The sequence below is a fragment of the Gordonia iterans genome, from assembly GCF_002993285.1.
Lineage (GTDB): Bacteria > Actinomycetota > Actinomycetes > Mycobacteriales > Mycobacteriaceae > Gordonia > Gordonia iterans.
Genome location: NZ_CP027433.1, coordinates 3,191,388 through 3,214,661, shown reverse-complemented (window position 1 = coordinate 3,214,661; position 23,274 = coordinate 3,191,388). Strand labels below are relative to the sequence as shown.

The window sequence follows — 23,274 nt, the reverse complement described above, 5'->3', positions numbered from 1 at the left end:
AGGCTCCGCCACGCCTGCTCAGGACGACGCTTCGCTCGACCAGCGAGGGGTGTCAGAAGAGCTTGTCGAGGAAGGTGAGCGCGGCGGACTGCTCCTGGCGCTCGGCGTCGCCGGGATCGCCCGTCAGGTAGCTCTTGGCCGTCACCTTGTTGCTCGCCAGCTGCGCGTCGGCCAGGAAGCGCAGCGACTCGTGCAGGATGACGGAGTCGTCGTGCAGGGTCTGGCTGAGCAGCAGCGGCCGGCTGAATCCGCTGCGGGGCAGCGTCAATGAGCCCTGCAGCTGGCGTGCGAGCGTCCGGTTCGACGCGATCGGCTTGGACACCAGGTCGCCGAGCGCTACTCCGCGGACGGCCTTGCGCAAATCAGGTGCGCACGAGTCCTTCTTGGCGGCGGCCACCAGCTGCCGGCCCTTCGGCGACAGCGTCGACTCCAGCTGCTTGGCATCCAGGGAGGCGAGGGCATAGACGACGTCCGCGGTGACCGACTCGCTGACCGCGGGCGAGCCCGGCTTGAGCCCGCTGACCAGCACGTCGAGCCCGGCCGGAATGCTCGTGGCGGCGGCACCGCGGAAGTCGACGTCGCCGTTCTGCCAGGCGGCCGCCCGGCGGGCCAGGGCGATCGCGGCGCCCGCGCCCTGGGCGTCGCCGAGGATCGCCCAGCGCGGCGACACGTCGCCGTCCACGACGACCCCGGCCAGCACCGCGTCGACGATGTTGCGGGCGGCCACCGTGTGGTCGATGTACTGCGGCGCGGAGCTCGCACCGATGGCCCCGTAGTCGGGGGTGATCACCGCGTAGCCGCGGCGCAGCAGTTGGGTGACGGTGTCGGCGTCGGCGGCGTCGCGGGAGACGGACGCGTTGCAGGTTTCGGCCACGCCGTACCCCGCCGGGGCGTTCACCACCACCGGCCAGCCGCCGGCCGGCTTGGTGCCCTTGGGCTCGACGACGGTGGCGATCGCCAGATGCAGACGCTCGTCGACGCCGGTGGTCCAGTAGCTGTAGCGCTGGCCGGCCGAGGCGCCCGCGGGCAGGCTTGCCGCGGGCAGCACCTGGTTGGCGTAGACCGCGCCGGGGGTCTGGCCGGGCGCGGCGGCGACCGGGGGAGCGGACTCCGGGTCGGCGATCGCCTGCGCCGCGGTGAACGCGCCGGCGGCCAGGGCGGCCGCGGCGGTCGCTGCCGCGAGAGTGGTGCGGAGTCGAGGATGCCGGATCATCATCGTGTTCTCTTCGATTCGATGAGCTGAGCTCGGGGACGGGTGGGGAACGAGCGGGCCGTGGGCGGCCGTCGTCGTCGATGCTGTGCGCGCGGCGCGCGCCGGTGACCGCCTGCTACGTGGCCGGCGTCTCGACGACGCCGATCGCGGGCAGGAAGTAGCAGGTGCGCCCGTTGTTGGTCGTCGTGCCGAACACCGCGGTCAGGATGGAGCCCTGGCCGGTGCCCACGCGAGCCAGGCGGATCGGGGCGCCGCGTCCGAGCGCCTGCAGGATTGGGGAGTCGATCTTGTCCAGGCTGGTGAGGTCGGCGATGTTGCCCTGCATCGTGGTGGTGTTGAACCACGCCACCTGGAACTTGTCGTTGGTGTGACCGGTCGGCGGCAACAGCGCGTACGCGGTCTGATCCGCGGTCAGGACGCTGGTGTTCTTCACGACGTCGTCGTTCTCCAGCAGATCGTCGAGACCGGGGATGCCGAGGCCGTTCAGCACCTTCTTGAAGGCGTCGACCGGCGTCTCGCCGCCGACGTTGGGGAAGGGGCCGGGGATGCCGACCGCGGGGGCGAAGGCCAGGCCGAGCGGGTTCTCCTCGGTGGTCGCGGCGCAGAACGGGGCGAACGCCGGGGTGAGGACCTTGGCGCCGGTAAGCTTCTCGAACGCTTCGAGACCGGTGGCGGCGGTGGTGAGGGTGTCGTCGGCCGGGGTCGCCGAAGCCGGGCTCGGCGTCGGCGCTCCGGGCATGTCTGTCGTCTCCGGTGCATCGGTCTCCGGCGCATCGGTCTCCGATGCGTCCGGGGTCTCGCCGGCCTCCGGCGTGGGCGTGGCCGAGGTGCTCGGAGTGCTCGGAGCAGTGGTCGGGGCGCTCGGAGTGCCGGGGGCGGAGTCGCTGCCGAGCAGGCCGAGAGTGCTCAGGTCGGGGCTGCCCTCGGCGCCGAGGATGGCCTCGAGTGCGCTGATCGCCAGGTCTTCGCCGCCGGACGACTTGAGCGTGCGCAGGGCCTCGGCGAGCTCGGAGTCGAGCGGGAGGTCGCCGAGGGCGAGCGAGTTCAGGGCGGAGAGCCCCGGGACGGCGGGAACAGCGGGATCGGCGTGGGCCGGCGCGGTGCCCGCCGTGGCCACGGCCACGGCGACGGCGAGCGCGACGAGACCGGTGCGGGCGGTGAGACGAGAGCGTGCGGTCATCGGCTGTACTCCTGGGCAGAACGGTGTCGGACGGACGGCTGCGCCACCCAGCACTGTGTTACTGGTGTGACTAATGTTGTCCAAGTTAAAGAACATCATTGTTGTTACGCGGGCGCAAGTCGCCGAGTCCGTCCCGTGACGTGATCGCTATCGGGGAGATGCCGGCGACCCGCCGGAGTGCCGAACCGGGGGATGCGAACGGGCCCCGCGCCGTGTGGTGCGGGGCCCGTCGTCGAACGTGCGGCGATCAGATGATCGCGGTACCGATGGTCGGAGCGATACCGCAGGCGGTGTACTTGCCGTCGTTCTTGGTGGTCACCGTGCCGTGGATGGTCGCGATGATGCGGCCCTTGCCGGTCTTGGCGATGCCGGTGAACGTGCCCGGGCCCTCTTCGACGTTGATCTTCTCGTTGCGCTTGAGCGTGGTGACGCCCTGCTTGCCGGTGTCGATATTGATCCACGACGCCAGCAGCGGAGCGCGCTTGTTGTTCACTGCCGGGCCGGTGCCCAGGCTGGTGAACACGAACCCGGCCTCGCCGCGCTTCGGACCGGGGGCCGGAGCTTCCTGCGGTCCCGCGGTCACCAGCGCCATGCCGAGGTGGAACAGGCCGCCCGGGGTGCAGCCGTAGCCGGCCGTCGGGTAGAGGAACTGCTGGATCTTCGGGGCGTTGGGGCCCTTCGGGATCTCGTAGGCCTTCTTCTCCCGGTCCGCAGCATTCCGGCCGGGCGCGGCCTCGGCGGCCTTGACCTTGGCCGCGGCCTCGGCGTCGGGCGCGGCGAGGAAGTCGATCAGCTGACGCCAGGTGTCGGCGACCTCGGCGGGCAGCAGGGGGTTGTCGGCCATCGCGCGGGCATCGGCCAGCAGCTTGGCGTTGACCTTGCCGTCGGCGCCGCGGGTGGCGGCCGAGCCGATCAGGGCCGGGGCGAACGCGCCCAGCGAGTCCAGCACGCGCTTGTCCAGCTCCGGAGTGTTCTGCGGGGTCAGCAGCTCGCTCTGGTCCTGCTGAACGCTGGGGGCGGGTGCGGCGGGCTCGGCGTGTGCGATCGGTGCGGTCACCGCGATGGCGGCGGCGAACGAAGCGGCGGCCACTGCGGCGCGGCGCCGGGAGCCGGCAAGCGGGCCGAGGGCGCGTCGGGAGCGTGCAATTCGCACAGCGGTTTCCTCACAGTCGGTGACAGTCGTCTGCGGAGCAGTCTAACCCGAATCTTATGAAACATCTGAGTTACATGATGAAATTGTTATCTAGAGTGACTAGTGTGTTGTAGAGAGAGTCAAGTGTTCCCGTCTGCACAGGTCCTGGGATAGATTTCTGTGGGCTGAATCCTCTCGCGGAGCAGCCGGCACGGGTGCGAGCCCGGCCGGCGGGCCGCGGACGTCAGCGTCGCACCGAACCACCAGGGAGTGTCCCGTGTTCCACCGCAAGCCCGTCCGCCGCCGGTCGGCGATCGTCGTCGCCGCCGGACTGCTGTTCGCCGCGCTCACCGCCTGCGCCGGCGACACCGACCCCGACAAGACGGTCACCGTGCTGACCCACGAGTCGTTCACCCTGCCGCAGAACCTGATCGACCGGTTCCAGCAGGAGTCCGGACTCACCGTCGACTTCGTCAAGTCCGGCGACGCCGGGCAGCTCTCGTCCGTGGTCTCGCTGAGCGCGGGCAAGCCGAAGGGCGATGCCGTCTTCGGCATCGACAACACGTTCGCCGCCCGCCCCATCGAAGCGGGAGCGCTGGAGCCCTACCTCTCACCGCTGGCCGCCGACGGCGCCCGGAACTTCGCGGTGCCCGACTCGAACAACGAGCTCACCGCCGTCGACCGCGGCGACGTCTGCATCAACGTCGACGACGCCTGGTACGACAGGGAGGGCATCCCCGCGCCGACCGGCCTCGACGACCTGAAGGACCCGCGCTACGCGAACCAGCTGGTGCTGCTGGATCCGGCCACCTCCTCGCCCGGAATGAGCTTCATGCTCGCCACCATCGGCACCTACAAAGACACGGCGCCGGACTACTGGCGGGCGCTGATGGACAACGGCGCGCAGGTGGTCTCCGGCTGGGAGATCGCCTACAACCAGCTGTTCAGCGCGGGGGAGGGGCACGGCTCCAAGCCGATCGTCGTCTCGTACGCGAGTTCGCCGGCCGCCACGCCGGGCACCAGCGCGATCCTGTCCGGCTGCTTCGCGCAGATCGAGTACATCGGCATCCTGCGCGGCGCGGCCAACGTCGAGGGCGCCAAGAAGGTGATCGACTGGATGCTCGGGCCGCAGGTGCAGGCCGCCCTGCCGACGTCGATGTTCGTCTACCCGGTCCAGGACGGGATCCCGCTGCCGCAGGACTGGAAGCGCCGCGCACCGGCCCCGCAGTACACCGTGACCATGTCGCCGCAGTACATCAACGACAACCGCGAGCAGTGGCTGAAGGACTGGCGCGACACTGTGCGGCGCTGACCGACGTGCCGGTGCTGCGAACATGACCCGGCGTTCGGGCGCACTGCTCACACTCATCCCGCTCGTCTTCGTCGGGGCGCTGTTCCTCGCGCCGCTGGCTGCGCTGGTCGTCAGGGCGTACGACGACGCCGACGCCGTCTCACCGGTCGAGGCCTGGCGCCGCACCGGCGCCCTGGAACTGCTCGGGCTCACCGTCGGCCAGGCGGCGGCGTCGGCGGTGCTGGCCGTGCTGGTCGCGGCCCCGATCGTCTGGCTGATCGCGACGGTCGACGTCCCCGGCGCCGTGCTGCTGCGGGTCCTGGTGACCGTGCCGTTCGTCCTGCCCACCGTGGTGGTCGGCGTCGCCTTCCGAGCGCTCGGCACCGGTCTGTACGACGGCCTCGGCGTCGACTCCGGTCTCGGCGCCATCCTGGTGGCGCACATCTTCCTGAACGTCGCCGTCGTGGTGCGCGTGGTCTCCGCGGTGTGGCAGCAGATCGATCCCCGCACCGTCGCCGCCGCGCGCGCCCTGGGCGCCTCTCCGCTGCGCGCCTTCGGCGACGTGGTGCTGCCCCGCCTGCTGCCCGCCGTCGCCGCGGCGGCGGCGCTGGTCTTCCTGTTCTGCTCCACCAGCTTCGGCGTCATCGTGATTCTGGGCGACGGCCGCGTGCGCACCCTGGAGACCGAGATCTATCAGCAGGGCGTCGGATACTTCCGCATCCCCGAGGCGGTGGCGCTCTCGTTTCTGCAGATCCTGCTCGTAGTGGCCGCGCTGATTCTGGCGCGGGTGCTGGGCCGGCGCGCGGGCCCGGCGGTCAGCGATCGCGGCGGTCGTCGCCGTCGTCCGCGCGGCCTGGGCTGGCTGCCGGTGGCGCTGGCCGTGGCCTGGGCGGCGTGGTGGCTCCTGATCCCGATCGGCTCCCTCGTCGTGCGGTCGCTGCGCCCGGGCGGCCAGTGGTCGCTGGCCGGGTACCGGCTGCTGTTCTCCCGGGAGGGCACGGGCGTGGACGTCGTCGACTCGCTGAGGTACTCGGTGACCAGCGCGCTGGCAGCGATGGCGATCGCGGTGCTGGTGGGGCTGATCGCGGCGACGGCGATGACCCGCCGCCGCGACCTCGTGGCGAAAGCCGGTGCGGCGCTGGCGATCCTGCCTCTCGGCGTCAGCGCGGTGACGCTCGGATTCGGTTACGTGGTGCTGATGACCTATCTGCCGCGCGAGGTCGGGACGTCGCCGCTGCTGATCCCCGCGGTCCAGGCCCTGATCGCGATCCCGGTGGTGATCGGCATAGTGGTGCCCGCGCTCGCCGAGGTTCCGGCGCGCCGCCGGGACGCGGCCGCGGTGCTCGGCGCCGGGCCGCTGCGGGTCTTCTGGACCATCGACCTCCCGATGATCGCCCGGTCGCTGTGCGCGGCCGCCGGGTTCGCGTTCGTGATGGCGATCGGCGAGTTCGGCGCCACCACGTTCCTGGCGCGCGCCAACACCACCACGCTGCCGGTGCTGATCGGCTCGCTGATGGGCCGCCCGGGTGCGGACAACCTCGCCGCGGCGATGGCCGCCTCCGTACTGTTGGTGCTCGTGAGTGCCGCGGTGATCCTCCTCGTCGAACTCGCCGCACCTCGTGCGCGAGCGGAAGGACGCCGCTGATGGGCGTGCTGCAGCTGCGCGGCGTCGGCGTCCGCTACGGATCGACGACGGTGATCGACGGCCTCGACTGGTCGGTGGGCGCCGCGGACCGCCCGGTGGTCGCGCTGCTCGGCCCGTCCGGCTGCGGCAAGTCGACCCTGCTCCGGGCGATCGCCGGACTGGAGCCGCTGGCCGCGGGCACGGTGTCGTGGGACGGGGAGGACCTCTCCCGCACACCCGTGCACCACCGCGACTTCGGCGTCGTCTTCCAGGACGGTCAGCTGTTCTCCGGGCGGACCGTCGCGCAGAACATCGCCTACGGACTGCGGCTGCGCAAGTGGCCGCGCGCGCAGATCGCCCGGCGGGTGGCCGAGATGCTGGAGCTGGTGCAGCTGCCCGGGATCGGCGACCGCCGGGTCACCAGCCTGTCCGGCGGTCAGGCGCAGCGGGTGGCGCTGGCCCGCGCGCTCGCGCCCCGGCCCCGGCTCCTGCTGCTCGACGAGCCGCTCGCCGCACTCGACGCCCGGCTGCGCGAGGAACTGGCCTTCGCCATCGGCGACATCGTCCGCGCGGCCGCCACACCCACCGTCGTCGTGACCCACGACCGCGCCGAGGCCGCCCTGCTCGCCGACGAGGTGTCGGTGATGCGCGACGGCGCGATCGTGCAGACCGCACCCCCGGCCGACCTCTGGCGCCGCCCCGCCGACGAGTGGGTGGCCGACTTCCTCGGCGCCACCCTGATCGTCGACGCCGAGGTGGTCTCCGGCGCACTGCACACCCCGCTCGGCCGGGTGTCCCCCGCGTGGTGGTCGGGCAGCGATTCCAGTCCGCGGTCGAGCGGCGATTCCGGCCCGCGGTCGAGTAGCGGTTGGTGGTCGAGTAGCGGTTGGTGGTCGAGTAGCGGTTGGTGGTCGAGTAGCGGCGAACGTAGTGAGTCCGCGTATCGAGACCAACGTAGTGAGTCCGCGTATCGAGACCAACGTAGTGAGTCCGCGTATCGAGATCAACGTAGTGAGTCCGCGTATCGAGACCAACGTAGTGAGTCCGCGTATCGAGACCAGTCCGGTGATCCTGGTGGTGGGTCTCGATACGGGGCTCCTTCGTCGCCCCTACTCGACCACCAACCCATGGATGCGTCGTCGCCCCTACTCGACCACCAACCCATGGATGCGTCGTCGCCCCTACTCGACCACCAGGATTCGGATGCGTCGTCGCCTCTGCTCGACCACCAGGATTCGGAGGCGTCGTCGCCCCTGCTCGACCGGCCAGACCTCCACGACGGTCCGGTCCGGCTGGCGCTGCGCCCCGAGTCGGTCGTCGCCGAGCCCGTCGACCCGGACGCTCGGCACGACTCCGCCGCCGGTGACTCCGCAGCCCACGACGCCGAGGTGCACGGCGTCGTGACCCACGCGGCAGTGTTGCCAGCTGGTCGGCGGCTGCGCGTGCGGACCCCGCACCTGCGCGCGGAGGTCGACGCGATCGCGGCCGGGGACGTGGCCGTGGACGCCACGGTGCGCCTGCGCCTGGACCCGGAGCGGGTGGCGGTGATCGGGCGGTGAGATACGTGGTGGCCGGGGCCGTCGTACGCGATGCGGGGGACGGGCGGGCGGAGCTGCTGCTGGCCCAGCGCGCGTACCCGCCAGAGGTGGCCGGGCGGTGGGAACTCCCCGGCGGCAAGGCCGCCGACGGGGAGACCCTCGCCGAGGCGCTGGTGCGCGAGCTCCGCGAAGAGCTCGAGGTGAGTGTGCTGCCGGGGGAGCCGCTCGAGCAGCGGGTGCTGCTGCGCGAGGAGCTGACCCTGGTCGCGCTGTGGGCGCGGTTGCTCGGCGGGACACCGCGGGCCGTCGAACATCATGCCCTGACGTGGGTCGATGCGGAAGCTCTGACCGCCATGGCCGACCGCGACGAGCTGGTGCCCGCCGACACCGCGTGGATTCCGGAACTGCTGGCCGCCCTGCGCGCTCCGTGACGCGGCTGAGCGTGGCAGGTCGCTACTGCCCGCGGCGGCCGGGGTTCACCCGGGCGGCCTCCAGGGCCTTGCGAGCCTCCTTCTTCGACATCGAATCCAGGTCCAGACGCTGCATCTTGTGCACGACGACGGGGCACTTGAGACACCGGGTGCGCTTCTTGCAGCACTTCTTCTTCGGCTTCAGGCGCGCGACCTTCGCCGGGTCCGGCTTCTTCTTCCCCATACCGTCAGCGTACGCGCCGTGACCTGCGCAGAAACGCGCCCAATCGCGGAACAGGCGGGATTGCCGCTACCCTGATGAGGTTCATTTTCGCCCCCGGCCTCGAGAAGGACTGAGCGCGGGCGGAACCACAGAGAGCGAGAGAGACCTTCAGTGAGCCCTGTCACCAACTTCCGCAACGTCGCGATCGTGGCGCACGTCGACCACGGTAAGACCACGCTGGTCGACGCGATGCTGCGCCAGTCCGGCGTGTTCGGCGAGCGCGCCGAACTCGTCGACCGCGTGATGGACTCCGGCGACCTCGAACGCGAGAAGGGCATCACCATTCTGGCCAAGAACACCGCCGTGCACCGCCGCCAGCCCGACGGCACCGAGTACGTGATCAACGTGATCGACACCCCCGGCCACGCCGACTTCGGCGGCGAGGTGGAGCGCGGTCTGTCGATGGTCGACGGCGTCGTGCTGCTGGTCGACTCGTCCGAGGGGCCGCTGCCGCAGACCCGCTTCGTGCTGCGCAAGGCGCTGGCCGCCTCGCTGCCGGTGATCCTGGTGGTCAACAAGACCGACCGACCGGACGCGCGTATCGAGCAGATCGTCACCGAGTCGCAGGATCTGCTGCTCGACCTGGCCTCCGACCTGGACGACGAGGCCGCCGAGGCCGCCGAGCTCGCGCTGGAACTGCCGGTGCTCTTCGCGTCGGGCCGCGCGGGCATCGCCAGCACCGAGCAGCCGGCCGACGGCGAGGTGCCCCCCGGGGAGAACCTCGACCCGCTCTTCGACGTGCTGATCGACAACATCCCGGCGCCCAAGGGCGACCCCGAGTCTCCGCTGCAGGCGCACGTGACCAACCTCGACGCGTCGCCGTTCCTCGGCCGCCTCGGTCTGGTCCGCATCCACAACGGCACCCTGCGCAAGGGGCAGACCGTCAGCTGGTGCCGCGAGGTCGACGGCGAGCCGGTGATCGAGAAGGCCAAGATCACCGAACTGCTCGCCACCGTCGGCGTCGAGCGTGCCCCGGCCGAGGAGGCCGTCGCCGGCGACATCGTCGCCGTCGCGGGCATGCCTGAGATCATGATCGGCGACACCCTCGCCGATGCGGTCGATCCGGTCCCGCTGCCGCGCATCACCGTCGACGAGCCGGCCATCTCGGCCACCATCGGCACCAACACCTCGCCGCTGGCCGGCAAGGTCAAGGGGCACAAGCTGACCGCGCGCATGGTCAAGGACCGCCTGGAGTCCGAGCTGATCGGCAACGTGTCGCTGCGGGTGCAGGACATCGGCCGCCCCGACGCCTGGGAGGTGCAGGGCCGCGGCGAGCTGGCACTGGCCATCCTCGTCGAGCAGATGCGCCGCGAGGGCTTCGAGCTGACCGTCGGCAAGCCGCAGGTCGTCACCCGCAAGGTCGACGGCAAGGTGCACGAGCCCTACGAGCACCTGACCATCGACGTGCCCGAGGAGTACCTGGGCGCCGTGACGCAGCTGCTGGCCGCCCGCAAGGGCCGGATGGACCAGATGAACAACCACGGCACGGGCTGGGTCCGCATGGAGTTCACCGTGCCCTCGCGCGGCCTCATCGGCTTCCGCACCGACTTCATGACCGAGACCCGCGGCACCGGCATCGCCAACGCGGTGTTCGCCGAGTACGCCCCGTGGGCCGGGGAGATCCGCGCCCGCCACACCGGTTCGCTGGTCTCGGACCGTCAGGGCAGCGTGACGCCGTTCGCGATGATCCAGCTGGCCGACCGCGGCACCTTCTTCGTGGACCCGGGCGACGACACCTACGAGGGCCACGTCGTCGGCATCAACCCGCGTGCCGAGGACCTGGACATCAACGTCACCCGCGAGAAGAAGCTGACCAACATGCGGCAGTCGTCGGCCGACGTGATGGAGACGCTGGCCAAGCCGATGCAGCTCGACCTCGAAGGCGCGATGGAGTTCTGCGCGGCCGACGAGTGCGTCGAGGTGACGCCCGAGGTGTGCCGCGTGCGTAAGGTCAATCTCGACAGCACGACGCGGGCGCGCGAGCGTTCGCGCGCCAAGGCCCGCGACGCGAACGCCTGAGGAGGGTGATGGTGCGGAACCGACTTCGCCGCCGGCTCGCAGCCGTGTTGGTGGCCGGAGCGGTCGCGACGACGACCGGCTGCATGGCCGATCCGCCGCCGCCGGTGCGGGAGACGCTGCCCACCCCGACCCCCAACGAGTACCCGGACGAGCGCACCGTCTACCTGGCCACGGACCCGATCGGGGCGGGCTTCAACCCGCACCTGGGCGCCGACCAGAGCACGGTCACCACGGCGATCGCCGCGATGACCCTGCCCAGCGCTTTCGTGCCCGAACGGACGCCGGAGGGCGAGGTCTGGCGACCCAACCCGGCGCTCGTGGAGTCGGCCGAGGTCACCTCCACCGAGCCGTTCACCGTCACCTACCGGCTGGTCGACGACGCGCAGTGGTCCGACGGGCTGCCCGTCACCGGCGACGACTTCACCTACCTGTGGCAGCAGATGTCGCGACAGCCCAATGTGGTGGGCCATGCCGGGTACCGCGCCATCACCAATGTGCAGACCTCCGGCGGCGGCAAAGTGGTGACGGTGGCCTTCGAGAGCGAGTATCACGCCTGGCGCGAGCTGTTCACCAACCTGCTGCCCAGTCATAAGCTGCGCTCGGATCCCACCGGTTTCCAGACGGGCATGGATCGCGGGAAGCCGGTCACCGCGGGCCCGTTCGCCATCTATTCGATCGACCGGGCGCGCGACGAGGTGCGCCTGATCCGCAACGATCGGTACTGGCGCACGCCGCCGCTGCTCGACCAGGTGGTGCTGCGCCGCGCCGGAACGGCGCCCCAGATGGCGCAGACCGTCCGCAACGGGGACAGCGGGATCGTGGCGCTGACCTCCGGTCAGGCCACCGCGGCCGAGGTGTCGGCCATCCCGGGCGTCCGCAGCAATCGCAGCGCGGCCACCCGTGCGCTCAGCGTCAATCTGAACACTCGCGCCGAGGTGATGAAGTCGTTGCCGGTGCGACAAGCCCTGCTGGCGATGCTCGACGCCGATGTGATCACCGCCGCCGCCGCGGGCGGTGACGTGGTGACCCGGTTCGCCAATACCGTCTACATGCCCTCCGACGACGACTACTTCCCGGTGGACCGCGCCCGCCCGTCGCAAGCCCAGATCCAGAACTGGCTCACCTCGGCCGGCTTCACGCGCGGGACGGCGCGCGAGCGCCCGGCGCCGTCGTCGGCCGCGCCGTCGTCGCAGGCGCCGTCGTCTTCGGAGACGCCCGCGCCCAGCACCTCGGAGGTCAAGGGCGTGCCCGAGCTGCCGTACGGCGTGGCGCCGCTCCTCAAGGACGGCGCCCCGCTGGTGGTGCGGGTGGGCGCCACCAACACCGACCAGCGGACCATGTCCGCAGCGGAGAACATCGCCGATCAGCTCCGCGGTCAGGGAGTTCGGGCGGTGGTCCGCGGCATGACCAACACCGAGCTGTACGGGCAGGCGCTCTCCGGGCCCGACGTCGACCTCGTGGTCGGCTGGGATTCGGCGGGCATCGATCCGGCCACCGCGCTGGCGTCCCAGGTGGGTTGCCAGGCGCCGCCGGAAGGTACCGAGTCCGGCGCCCACACCGTGGAACCGGAGGCCGACCCGGCCGTCGACCACAGTGTGCTGCCCACGCCGACCGGCACCGCAGGGCGCACCGCGCCCGAGGAGAGCGAGGCCTCGGACAAGCCGTCGCCGGACACCAGCTACATCGGGAACACGTCGGGCCTGTGCGATCCGACGCTCATCGCGCTGGCTGCCCGCGCGCTCACCGAGGAGGATCCGAAGGCCACGCTCACCGAGGCCGAGCCGTTGCTCGCCGCGCAGGCGGTGTACCTGCCGCTTTATCAGGACACCGTGTTCGTCGCGGTGACCGAGAAGGTGACCGGGGTGCCGCTGTCCGGGCCGATCCAGGTCGGGATCTTCGGCGACGCCGCCCAGTGGGATCAGTCGTGACCGACCGCCCTTCGACGGAGCTCAGGAACCGCCCTTCGACGGAGCTCAGGAACCGCCCTTCGACGGAGCTCAGGAACCGCCCTTCGACGGAGCTCAGAAGCCGCCGCATGCTGGTGCTGCACGCGCACCCGGACGACGAGTCGATCATGACCGGAGGCACCATCGCGCATTATCTCGCCGCCGGCGTCGACGTGCGCGTGCTGACCTTCACCCTCGGTGAGGAGGGCGAGGTGATCGGGGAGCGCTGGGCCCGGCTGGTGGCCGATCAGGCCGACCAGCTCGGGGGGTTCCGGATCGCCGAACTCGCTGCGGCGCTGGCTGCGCTCACGCCGCCCGGCCACGACCCGCTGCAGCCCCGCTTCCTCGGCGGCGCCGGGCGCTGGCGCGACTCCGGCATGGCGGGCACGCCGTCCGCCGAGCACCCGCGCGCGCTGTTCCAGGCGCCCGCCGGCGAACTGGCCCAGGTGCTCGCCGACGAGATCGTCGGGTTCGATCCGCAGGTGATCGTCACCTACGACGCCGCGGGCACCTACGGGCATCCCGATCACAAGCGCGTGCACGAGATCTCGCACCTCGCGATTCCGTCGGCCGCCGAGCGTCTGGGACACGGCTTCAAGGTGTACGAATCGGTGACGCAGGCGAGCGCGCTTGCTGCGGGACAGGCCGCGATCGACTCGATCCCCGACGGCTGGCGCCGACCCGGTCCGGGGGAGTTGCCGAGTTATCCGGACGCGCGGGTGACCGCCGCGGTGGACGTCTCCGACGTGTACGACGCGAAGGTGGCCGCACTGGCCGCACACGCCACCCAGATCACCGTCGCACCCTCGGGCACCGAATTCGCGCTCAGCAACGCGATCGTGCAGCCGATCCTGGCCGTCGAGCATTTCGTGCGGGTGGACGCCCCCGCGCCGGTCGACCCGGAGACGGACCTCTTCGCGGGCCTGCCCTGACGGTCCTCCTTCACCCGGTGCGGCGAGAAGGCCTACAGTGGGCCTCGTGACTCACGAAGCCGATCCGGCTCCTTCGGCGATTCGCCGCGCGCTCCGCCGGGCACGCGACGGCGTCACTCTGAACGTCGACGAGGCCGCGGTGCTGATGGCCGCCCGCGGCGACGACCTCGACCACTTGAGCACCGCCGCCGCGCGCGTCCGCGACGCCGGGCTGGAGTCGGCCGGCCGCTCCGGGCAGATCAGCTACTCCCGCAAGGTGTTCATCCCGCTCACCCGGCTGTGCCGGGACCGCTGTCACTACTGCACCTTCGTCACGGTGCCTGGGAAGCTGGCGCGCGAAGGGCACGGCGCGTTCATGGAGCTCGACGAGGTGGTCGACGTCGCCCGGCGCGGCGCCGAACTCGGTTGCAAGGAAGCGCTTTTCACGCTCGGAGATCGGCCGGAGGCGCGCTGGCCGGAGGCCGCGCAGTGGCTCGACGAGCGCGGCTACGATTCGACGCTCGACTACGTGCGCGCCGCGGCGATCCGTGTCCTCGAGGAGACGGGACTGCTGCCGCACCTCAACCCGGGCGTGATGACCTGGGAGGAGATCAACCGGCTCAAGCCCGTCGCACCGTCGATGGGCATGATGCTGGAGACCACCTCACGCCGCCTGTTCACCGACAAGGGGGAGTGCCACTACGGCAGCCCCGACAAGGACCCGGAGGTCCGCAAGCGCGTTCTGGTGGATGCCGGCCGCCTGTCGGTGCCGTTCACCAGCGGGATCCTGGTCGGGATCGGGGAGACCCGCGCCGAGCGCGCGGACTCGATCCTGGAACTGCGCAAGGTGCACAAGGCGTTCGGTCACCTCCAGGAAGTGATCGTGCAGAACTTCCGCGCCAAGCCCGACACCGCGATGCGCGGCGCCCCGGACGCGGAGATGAGCGAGTTCCTGGCCAGCGTCGCCGTCGCACGTCTGCTGCTCGGTCCGGACATGCGCATCCAGGCGCCGCCGAATCTGGTGTCGGAGAACGAATGCCGGGCCCTGATCGCCGCCGGGATCGACGACTGGGGCGGCGTCTCGCCGTTGACGCCCGACCACGTCAACCCCGAGCGGCCGTGGCCGAACCTGGATCTGCTGGCGGAGATCACCGCCTCGACCGGGTACACGCTCACCGAGCGGATCGCCGCCCAGCCGAAGTACGTGCTCGCCGGGTCGCCGTGGATCGATCCGCGGATCGCCCGGCACGTCGCGGCGCTCGCCGATCCGGTGTCCGGCCTGGCCGTCGACGTCGTGCCCGAGGGTCTGCCGTGGCAGGAGCCGGACGAGGGCTGGGAGTCGTCGGGCCGCGTCGACCTGAACACCGAGATCGACGTCGACGGACGGAACACGGAGACCCGCAGCGACCTGGGCAGCGCCTTCGGCGACTGGGACACCATCCGCGAGCAGGTGGTCGCGCTGGGCGACCCGTCGTCTCCCCGCCGCCTGGATTCCGAGGTGCGGGCCGCCCTGGCGCACGCCGAGAGCGATCCGGCGGGGCTCTCGGATGCGGAGTACTTGACCCTCGCGACCGCCGACGGCGAGGGCCTGGAGGCCCTGACGGCGCTCGCCGACGCGATCCGGGCCGACGTCGTCGGCGACGAGGTCACCTATGTGGTGAACCGGAACATCAACTTCACCAACATCTGCTACACCGGCTGCCGATTCTGCGCCTTCGCCCAGCGCAAGGGCGACGAGGACGCGTTCACGCTCTCGACCGACGAGGTCGGCGACCGCGCGTGGGAGGCGCACCTGGCCGGCGCCACCGAGGTGTGCATGCAGGGCGGCATCGATCCGGAGCTGCCGGCGACCGGGTATGCCGACCTGGTCCGGGCGGTCAAGGCGCGCGTCCCGTCGATGCACGTGCACGCCTTCAGCCCGATGGAGGTGGTCAACGGCGCCGCCCGCTCCGGCGGTTCGATCCGGGACTGGCTGATCTCGCTGCGCGAGGCCGGACTGGACACCATCCCGGGCACCGCGGCCGAGATCCTCGACGACGAGGTGCGGTGGGTGCTCACCAAGGGCAAGCTGCCGACCGCGTCGTGGATCGAGGTGATCACCACCGCGCACGAGGTGGGGCTGCGCTCGTCGTCGACCATGATGTACGGGCACGTCGACTCCCCGAAGCATTGGGTGGGGCACCTGAACGTGCTGCGCGGCATCCAGGACCGCACAGGCGGTTTCACCGAGTTCGTGCCGCTGCCGTTCGTACATCAGTCGTCACCGCTGTACCTGGCCGGGGCCGCGCGGCCGGGCCCGACCCGGCGCGACAATCGTGCCGTGCACGCGCTGGCCCGGATCATGCTGCACGGCCGGATCGACCACATCCAGACCAGCTGGGTCAAGCTGGGCGTGGAGGGCACGCGGGCGATGCTTCGGGGTGGTGCCGACGACCTCGGCGGCACGCTGATGGAAGAGACCATCTCCCGGATGGCCGGCTCCCAGCACGGCTCGGAGAAGACCGTCGCCGAGCTGCACGAGATCGTGGAGGGAATCGGCCGGACCCCCCGCCAGCGCACCACCGAGTACGGCCGCGTCGGCTCGCCGGTCGCGGCTCGTACGGAACTGAGCCTCCTCGCCGAGTAGCGTTTCCGCTCGCCCGAGCCGACCGTGTCTGCTCTCGCTCGTTGAGCCGACGGGCCCGCTGGGGCCCGGCGTGTCGAAACGTCTGTCGGGTGGGGTCGTTTCGACTCACGCCTCGCCCCTTGGGGGCTCGGCGTGGCTCAACGGGCGGTGGGGTTCTTCGCTGGTCGAGCGGAGTCGAGACCCCACCCGAGCCGACCGTGTCTGCTCTCGCTCGTTGAGCCGACGGGCCCGCTGGGGCCCGGCGTGTCGAAACGTCTGTCGGGTGGGGTCGTTTCGACTCACGCCTCGCCCCTTGGGGGCTCGGCGTGGCTCAACGGGCGGTGGGGTTCTTCGCTGGTCGAGCGGAGTCGAGACCCCACCCGACGCGCCGAGCATGTCGCGACACTCCGTCACTGTCGAGACAGCACGCCCGGTTTCGCGACTGGTCGCCACCATCGAGACAGCCGCGGTTGTCGCGGTGGTGAGGACGCGCCGCGACGTCGTGCCGGATGCCGCGCTGGTGGCGGCCTGTCGCGATGGTGCGGCGACTCGTCTACGATCAGCGCGCGCCGAACATGCGCGCGATGCGCCCCGGCTCCTTCTCGTGCCCCGGGCAGCGACGCGCGACGGGCACCCCGCGCATCACCTGGTCGACGTGCTGGCCGCAGCCGCGCCAGGTGATCTTGCCGCACGACTTACAGGTCGCTTGCTGACACATGGTGTTCTCCTTCAACGGGTTGGGGGTTTCGGATGTGATCTCGATTCGGTTCGGCTAGGTCTCGATACGGTTCGGCTAGGTCTCGCCTACTCGACCACCAGCTTCCTCGCCTACTCGACCACCGGCTTCCTCGCGTACTCGACCACCGGCTTCCTCGCGTACTCGACCTCCGGCTGTCTCGCGTACTCGACCACCGGCTTGCTCGCGTGCTCGACCGCCGCGTGGGTGGGGCGTCCCCTTGTTGGTGGTCGAGTAGGCCGAGCCGCTAGGCGAGGTCGTATCGAGACCCCGAGCACCGAGGCGGCGACTCCGCGGTTGGAGAGTCACACGAGCGCGCGATCGGCGGGGACCAGCGCCCGAAGCGTCGTCAGCCCGCCGGACAGGTTCGCCGCCGGCAGGCCCGCGGCACGCAGAACCCGATAGGCGAGGTAGCTGCGCTTGCCGCTGGCGCAGTACACCCGGATCGGGCGACCGGCGGCGGCGTCCCGGATCTCGTCGAACCGCGCTCGAACCTCCTTGTGCGGCACCAGGTACGCGCCGTCGAGGTGGTCGTCGTCGTACTCGTCCCGGTCGCGGACGTCGAGTAGGAAGTAACCGGGATCGTCCACTTCCTCGGCGTACCAAAGCTCCAGTTCGTCGTCGAGCACGTTCTCGGCGATCATGCCGAGCAGATTCACCGGGTCCTTGGCCGAGCCGAACGGCGGCGCGTAGGCGAGGTCCAAGTCGATCAGGTCCGGGCCGGTCATCCGATTGGCGATCGCCGTCGCCAGCACGTCGATGCGCTTGTCGACGCCGTCGCGGCCCACTGCCTGCGCGCCGAGGATCAGCCCGTCGGAGCCGCGCACGTGCATCAGCAGATGCATCTGTTCGGCGCCCGGGAAGTAGCCGGCGTGATGGTCGGCGTGCAGGTGGACGGTCCGGTAGTCGATCCCCGCCGCGTCGAGGGTCGAGCGGTTCGCCCCGGTCAGCGCGGCCGTGAGTTCGCCGACCCGCACGATGGCGGTGCCCAGCGGGTGAGGAATCGGGCGGGCCGTCTCCGGTGCGACGATGTGATCGGCCACCAGACGCCCGGCACGGTTGGCGGGACCGGCGAGCGGGACGGGCCGGCGCAGCCCGGTGACCCGGTCGGCGGCGAGCGTCGCGTCGCCGGCGGCCCAGATTCCGTCGATGCTGGTGCGCCCGTGGGCGTCGACGACGATGGCGCCGCGCTCGCATTCGACGCCGGCGGCCGCGAACACTTCGGTGTCCGGGGTCACGCCGACCGACAGCACGATCACGTCGGCTTCGAGCAGCGTCCCGTCGCCGAGCACCACGACGTCGTCGTCGAATCTGCTGTCGATCGCGGTGGCTGCGACGCCGTCGTGCACGGTGATGCCCAGCCGGACCAGCTCGTCGCGGATCAGCGAGGCCATCTCGGGCTCCAGCGGCGGCAGCACGTGCGGCGCGAGTTCGACGACGTCGACCGCCATCCCCTGCATGCGCAGGCCCTCGGCCGCTTCCAGTCCGATGAATCCGGCGCCGAGGACCACGGCACGCCGCGCCCCCGAGTCGACGGTGTCTTTGAGCCGCACGGCGTCGCCGACGGTGCGCAGGGTCTGCACCCGCGGCGAATCGAGGCCGGGCAGCGGCGGGACGACGGCCCTGGCGCCGGGGGAGAGGACGAGCGCGTCGTAGGTCACGGTCTCGACGCCGTCGGGGGTGCGGACGTCGACCGTCTTGGCGGCCGGGTCGACTCCGATCACGTCGTGCCGCACGCGCACGTCGATGTCGAGCGCCTCGCGCAGCGACTCGGGGGTCTGGACCAGCAGGTCCTGCTGATCGGTGATCTCTCCGCTGACGTAGTAGGGCAGACCGCAGTTCGCGAACGACGGATGGTCCCCGCGCTCGAAGACGATGATCTCCGCGGACTCGTCCAGCCGGCGAGCTCGCGCCGCCGCGCTCATTCCTCCGGCGACGCCGCCGACGACAACGATTCTCATGTTTGCCTCCTCGCCGGGAACTATACCCCTCGGGGTATCGTATCTCGCAACTCCTAGGGTGGAACGGGATTTTGCTTCACGCTGCGTGAAACTCCGCCCCGGTCGGAAGGGGTGGGGCGGACGGACACGTGGTGGCAGGTTCGTCGTCCCAGGTGACCGCCAGATAGGCTGTACTGGTCTGTCAGCTGTTCACCCCGGCGCGATCAGCCCTCGCCCCGGAGGCCCTGACGTGTGAAGGAGAGACGAGAGTGACCTACATCATCGCCGAGCCCTGCGTGGACGTGCTCGACAAGGCATGCGTCGAAGAGTGTCCCGTCGACTGCATCTACGAGGGCGGCCGGATGCTGTACATCCAGCCCGACGAGTGCGTGGACTGCGGCGCCTGCGAGCCGGTGTGCCCGGTCGAAGCGATCTTCTACGAGGACGACGTCCCCGACGAGTGGGAGCCGTACGTCAGCGCCAACGTCGACTTCTTCGACGACCTCGGGTCGCCCGGCGGCGCCAGCAAGGTCGGCAAGACCGACTACGACCCGCCCTTCATCAAGGGCCTGCCCCCGATGGGCGAAGAGGAGTAGTCGCCTTCATGACCGCTCGTCGACTCCGCCCGGTCAGCGGACTGCTGCCCGACTTCCCCTGGGACACCATCGCCGGCGCCAAGGCGAAGGCCGCCGCGCATCCGGACGGGATCGTGGATCTCTCGGTCGGCACGCCGGTGGATCCGGTGGACCCGATCATCCGCCAGGCGCTCGCCGACGCGTCCGAGTTCCCCGGCTACCCGACGACTGTCGGCACGCCCGAACTCCGCGAGGCCGCCGCCGGTGCGCTGGCGCGGCGGTTCGGCATCGGCCGGGGCAACGGTGGGACGGGCTCGCCGACGGGGTCGCTCACCTCCGGGCTCGACGAGGACTCGATCCTGCCGGTGATCGGCACCAAGGAGGCGATCTCCGGTCTCCCGAGCCAGCTCGGTGTCCCCGCCGGTGATCTCGTGGTGATCCCCGAGGTCGCCTATCCGACGTACGAGGTGGGCGCGCTCCTCGCCGGCGCGCGGGTGCTCCGCGCGGACTCCACCGTCGCGATCGGCCCGGAGACCCCGGCGCTGCTGTTCCTGAACTCGCCGTCGAACCCGACCGGCAAGGTGCTCCCGCTGGACCATCTGCGCAAAGTGGTCGCGTGGGCGCGGGAGCGCGACGTCGTGGTCGTGTCCGACGAGTGCTACCTCGGCCTGGCGTGGGATCAGCCCGCCCTGTCGATCCTGGATCCATCCGTCTGCGACGGCGACCACACCGGCCTGATCGCCGTGCACTCGCTGTCCAAGGTCTCCAACATGGCGTCGTACCGGGCGGGTTTCCTGGCCGGCGACAAGCAGCTCATCGCGGAACTGCTGGCGGTGCGCAAGCATGCCGGTCTGATCGTGCCGTTCCCGATCCAGGGCGCGATGATCGCCGCGCTGAACGATGACGTGCACGTCGACGCCCAACGTGAGCGTTACCGCGCGCGCCGCGAAAAGCTCCAGGCCGCACTGGAATCAGCCGGCTTCACCATCGACCACTCCGAGGCGGGGCTGTACCTGTGGTCCACTCGGGGTGTGGACAGTCGTGCCACTCTCGACTGGTTCGCCGAGCGCGGCATCCTGGTGGCTCCGGGAGACTTCTACGGCCCCCGGGGTGCACAGCACGTGCGCGTCGCCCTCACTGCGACCGACGACAAGGTCGACGCCGCCGTCGCGAGGTTGACCGCGCCCTAGTGTCCCGTGTCGAAAGTTCTTTCGCGGTATGCCGGGGCCCGATGAACGTCTGGCGGCGTTGTCCTCGGTCAGGATACCTGCCGGTATCCCTCCCTCGTCCGCCTTGCCGGCCGCCCATCGGACTCCCGGCATCCATCGAGTAACTTCCGACACGGGACACTAGGTCCGACCCGGTGCGCGGTTCGGGTCGATAGGTGCTTCGACACGGTGGGCGGCGCCGTCAGGCGCGACACTCGGTGAACGGGCGCGACAGTCGACCGCAGACGCGACAGCCCCAGCTGTCGCTTCCGCGGTCCCCCGTCGCGGGTGTGCTGCGGTTGTCGCGCGCGCTGCGGATGTCGCGGATGTCGTGCCGATGACCGGTGAGCGGGCGGTGACCGGCCGAGGCCGTCCGTACTGTGGCGTAGATCTGCCGCTTCGTGAAGCTACTCCACAGTACGGTCAGCGCGGTCCGGTACCGGGCCGCCCGCACGAGCAGAAGGTCAGTCGTTGGCGTGCAAAGCCTCGTTGAGCGCGATCCCGTCGCCCTGAGAGGCGCGCACCTCGACAGCGCCGGTCTCGGAGTTGCGGCGGAACAGCAGGTTGCTCTGGCCGGCCAGGTCGCGGGCCTTCACCACCTTGCCGTCCGGGCCGGTCACCTTGGTGCCCGCGGTCAGGTACAGGCCGGCCTCGACGATGCAGTCGTCGCCGAGCGGGATTCCGCAGCCGGCGTTCGCACCGAGCAGGCAGCGCCGGCCGATGGAGATGATCTCCTTGCCGCCACCGGACAGGGTCCCCATGGTGGAGGCGCCGCCGCCGATGTCGGAGCCGTCGCCGATCACGACGCCCGCCGAGATGCGGCCCTCGACCATGGAGGTGCCCAGGGTTCCGGCGTTGAAGTTGACGAAGCCCTCATGCATCACAGTGGTGCCGGCGGCCAGGTGTGCCCCGAGGCGGACCCGGTCGGCGTCGCCGATGCGGATCCCGCTGGGGATCACGTAGTCGACCATGCGCGGGAACTTGTCGATCGAGTACACGGTGACGTGCCCGCGGGCGCGCAGGCGGGCGCGGGTGGCCTCGAAGCCGTCCACGGCGCAGGGGCCGAAGTTGGTCCACACCACGTTGCTGAGCAGCCCGAAGATTCCGGTGAGGTTCTGGCCGTGCGGTTTCACCAGGCGGTGGGAGAGCAGGTGCAGGCGCAGGTAGACGTCGTGGGCATCGATCGGATCGGCCTGCAGATCGGCGATCACGGTCTTGACCGCGACGGTCCTGACCTTGCGGGCGCCGTCGACGCCGACGGCCTCGAGCAGTTCGGCGGGGGTGTCGACGTCGCTCAGGACGGTGGTCCCGGCGTCACCGGCGTCGGCGGTCAGTTCGGGGGAGGGGAACCACGTGTCCAGGACGACGCCGTCGTCGGTGAGCGTGGCGATTCCGATGGCAACAGCACCTTGAGTAGTCACGCGGGCCAGTCTATCGACCGCGGTCAGCCTCGCGGGGCGCGGATCTGCGCCCCCGAACAGTCTCGTCCGGACGTGCTCGTGCGGCGACGAGCCGGTACCCGGGCCGGGTGGCCTACAGTGATCGACGTGAGCGTTCCCGACCTGAATCTGCGTGCCGACCCCGTCGAACTGACCGCGGCGCTGGTCGACATGCCGAGCGTGAGCCATGACGAGTCGCTGATCGCCGATGCGATCGAGGCGGCGCTGCGGGCGCAGACGCGCGGGTTCGAGATCTCCCGCTTCGGCAACCGGGTCCTCGCCCGGACCCATCGCGGCAAGCCGACGCGCGTGATCCTCGCCGGGCACACCGACACCGTCCCGATCGCCGACAACGTCCCGTCGTGGCGCACCGACTCCCCGGAGGAGGGCGACGTGCTGCACGGCTGCGGCACCGTCGACATGAAGTCCGGCCTGGCGGTGTTCCTCCACCTGATCGCCACGCTCGACGACCCCGCGCACGACCTCACGCTGATCGCCTACGACTGCGAGGAGATCGCCGCCGAGCACAACGGGCTCGGATTCATCGAGCGGGAGAAGCCCGAGTGGCTGGCCGGCGACGTCGCCGTCCTCGGTGAGCCGACCGGCGGGCTGATCGAGGCCGGCTGTCAGGGGACGCTGCGAGTCCGGTTGTCCGCCAAGGGTGTTCGTGCACATTCGGCGCGGGCCTGGATGGGCGAGAACGCCATCCACAAGCTCGGTCAGGCGCTTGTCGCGCTGGAGGGCTACACCCCGCGCCGGGTCGACATCGACGGCTGCGAGTACCGCGAGGGGCTCTCGGCGGTGGCCGTGAACGGCGGGGTGGCCGGGAACGTGGTGCCTGACGACGCCTATCTGGACGTGAACTTCCGCTTCGCGCCGGACCGCACGCCGGAGCAGGCCTACGAGCATGTGCGCGAGGTGTTCGCCGAGAGTCTGAACGACGGCGCCCTGGTCGCCGAGATCACCGACTCGGCGCCGGGCGCGCTTCCCGGACTGGCGCATCCGGCCGCCGCGGCGCTGGTGGAGGCGGCCGACGGCCGGTTCCGCGCCAAGTACGGCTGGACCGACGTGGCCCGCTTCGCCTCGCTCGGCATCCCCGCGGTGAACCTCGGTCCGGGCGACCCGAGCCTGGCGCACCGCGCCGACGAGCGCGTCCCGGTGGCGCAGATCCGCGAGGTGACCGACCTCCTGCGCGCGTACTTGAGCGCCTGATTGCTAGCGTGA

General features: G+C 70.8%; 17 protein-coding genes and 1 pseudogene. 11 read left to right on the top strand and 7 right to left on the bottom strand.

Features of this window, described 5'->3' with window-relative positions:
- Window positions 1–52: 52 nt before the first annotated feature.
- From C6V83_RS14795 to C6V83_RS14785, 3 genes are all read right to left on the bottom strand, one after another.
- Entirely contained in the window at window positions 53–1,216 is a 1,164-nt protein-coding gene (locus C6V83_RS14795) for an alpha/beta hydrolase (RefSeq protein WP_105943029.1), read from the bottom strand.
- Window positions 1,217–1,328: 112 nt separating this feature from the next.
- Window positions 1,329–2,393, bottom strand: a complete 1,065-nt coding sequence (locus C6V83_RS14790; protein ID WP_105943028.1) for a hypothetical protein — start codon at window positions 2,391–2,393, stop codon at window positions 1,329–1,331.
- Between the two features lie 247 nt (window positions 2,394–2,640).
- Window positions 2,641–3,546 (bottom strand): Rv1157c family protein, encoded by a 906-nt coding sequence (locus tag C6V83_RS14785; protein ID WP_407646177.1) that lies wholly within the window; start codon window positions 3,544–3,546, stop codon window positions 2,641–2,643.
- A 256-nt stretch (window positions 3,547–3,802) separates the two neighbouring features.
- On the opposite strand from C6V83_RS14785, the gene C6V83_RS14780 reads away from it, so the two are divergent.
- The 4 genes and pseudogenes from C6V83_RS14780 to C6V83_RS14765 all read left to right on the top strand — a co-directional run bounded on the left by C6V83_RS14780 (window position 3,803) and on the right by C6V83_RS14765 (window position 8,409).
- Entirely contained in the window at window positions 3,803–4,837 is a 1,035-nt protein-coding gene (locus C6V83_RS14780; RefSeq protein ID WP_105943027.1) for a thiamine ABC transporter substrate-binding protein, read from the top strand.
- A 22-nt stretch (window positions 4,838–4,859) separates the two neighbouring features.
- Window positions 4,860–6,461, top strand: coding sequence for an ABC transporter permease (locus C6V83_RS14775; RefSeq protein ID WP_105943026.1), 1,602 nt, complete (start codon window positions 4,860–4,862; stop codon window positions 6,459–6,461).
- Window positions 6,461–7,237 (top strand): annotated as a pseudogene (locus C6V83_RS18815) (ABC transporter ATP-binding protein); the annotation flags it as partial. The gene C6V83_RS14775 and the pseudogene C6V83_RS18815, both read left to right, overlap by 1 nt.
- Before the next feature lie 758 nt (window positions 7,238–7,995).
- Window positions 7,996–8,409: an NUDIX domain-containing protein gene (locus C6V83_RS14765; RefSeq protein ID WP_199832531.1), complete on the top strand. Its 414-nt coding sequence runs from the start codon at window positions 7,996–7,998 to the stop codon at window positions 8,407–8,409.
- 22 nt (window positions 8,410–8,431) lie between these two features.
- On the opposite strand, the gene C6V83_RS14760 is transcribed toward C6V83_RS14765, so the two are convergent.
- A complete protein-coding gene (locus tag C6V83_RS14760) occupies window positions 8,432–8,632 on the bottom strand; it encodes a hypothetical protein (protein WP_105943025.1) in 201 nt (66 codons plus the stop codon).
- A gap of 150 nt (window positions 8,633–8,782) precedes the next feature.
- Between C6V83_RS14760 and typA the strand changes: the two genes are divergently transcribed.
- The 4 genes from typA (at window position 8,783) to C6V83_RS14740 (ending at window position 16,173) form a co-directional block, all read left to right on the top strand.
- Window positions 8,783–10,690 carry a translational GTPase TypA gene (gene typA, locus C6V83_RS14755; protein WP_105943024.1) on the top strand — a complete coding sequence of 636 codons (1,908 nt, stop codon included), beginning with the start codon at window positions 8,783–8,785 and terminating at the stop codon, window positions 10,688–10,690.
- Between the two features lie 8 nt (window positions 10,691–10,698).
- Window positions 10,699–12,618 carry an ABC transporter family substrate-binding protein gene (locus tag C6V83_RS14750; protein WP_105943023.1) on the top strand — a complete coding sequence of 640 codons (1,920 nt, stop codon included), beginning with the start codon at window positions 10,699–10,701 and terminating at the stop codon, window positions 12,616–12,618.
- A 107-nt stretch (window positions 12,619–12,725) separates the two neighbouring features.
- A complete protein-coding gene (mshB, locus tag C6V83_RS14745; protein ID WP_105943022.1) occupies window positions 12,726–13,568 on the top strand; it encodes an N-acetyl-1-D-myo-inositol-2-amino-2-deoxy-alpha-D-glucopyranoside deacetylase in 843 nt (280 codons plus the stop codon).
- A 37-nt stretch (window positions 13,569–13,605) separates the two neighbouring features.
- Window positions 13,606–16,173, top strand: a complete 2,568-nt coding sequence (locus C6V83_RS14740; RefSeq protein WP_105943021.1) for a bifunctional FO biosynthesis protein CofGH — start codon at window positions 13,606–13,608, stop codon at window positions 16,171–16,173.
- Window positions 16,174–16,711: 538 nt separating this feature from the next.
- Here C6V83_RS14740 and C6V83_RS18555 read toward each other — a convergent pair.
- Window positions 16,712–16,870, bottom strand: coding sequence for a hypothetical protein (locus C6V83_RS18555; RefSeq protein ID WP_199832530.1), 159 nt, complete (start codon window positions 16,868–16,870; stop codon window positions 16,712–16,714).
- 323 nt (window positions 16,871–17,193) lie between these two features.
- Entirely contained in the window at window positions 17,194–18,849 is a 1,656-nt protein-coding gene (locus tag C6V83_RS14735) for an FAD-dependent oxidoreductase (protein ID WP_105943020.1), read from the bottom strand.
- A 248-nt stretch (window positions 18,850–19,097) separates the two neighbouring features.
- Here C6V83_RS14735 and fdxA point away from each other — a divergent pair, with 248 nt between their 5' ends.
- Window positions 19,098–19,424 (top strand): ferredoxin, encoded by a 327-nt coding sequence (gene fdxA / locus C6V83_RS14730; RefSeq protein ID WP_105943019.1) that lies wholly within the window; start codon window positions 19,098–19,100, stop codon window positions 19,422–19,424.
- Between the two features lie 8 nt (window positions 19,425–19,432).
- Complete coding sequence (gene dapC / locus C6V83_RS14725) at window positions 19,433–20,593, top strand: succinyldiaminopimelate transaminase (RefSeq protein WP_105943018.1); 1,161 nt, start codon at window positions 19,433–19,435, stop codon at window positions 20,591–20,593.
- A gap of 482 nt (window positions 20,594–21,075) precedes the next feature.
- Here the strand turns inward: dapC and dapD are convergent, their stop codons facing one another.
- Window positions 21,076–22,032, bottom strand: a complete 957-nt coding sequence (gene dapD / locus C6V83_RS14715; protein ID WP_105943016.1) for a 2,3,4,5-tetrahydropyridine-2,6-dicarboxylate N-succinyltransferase — start codon at window positions 22,030–22,032, stop codon at window positions 21,076–21,078.
- Between the two features lie 126 nt (window positions 22,033–22,158).
- Here dapD and dapE point away from each other — a divergent pair, with 126 nt between their 5' ends.
- On the top strand, window positions 22,159–23,262 hold the full coding sequence (gene dapE, locus C6V83_RS14710) for a succinyl-diaminopimelate desuccinylase (protein ID WP_105943989.1): 1,104 nt from the start codon (window positions 22,159–22,161) through the stop codon (window positions 23,260–23,262).
- Window positions 23,263–23,274: the final 12 nt, after the last annotated feature.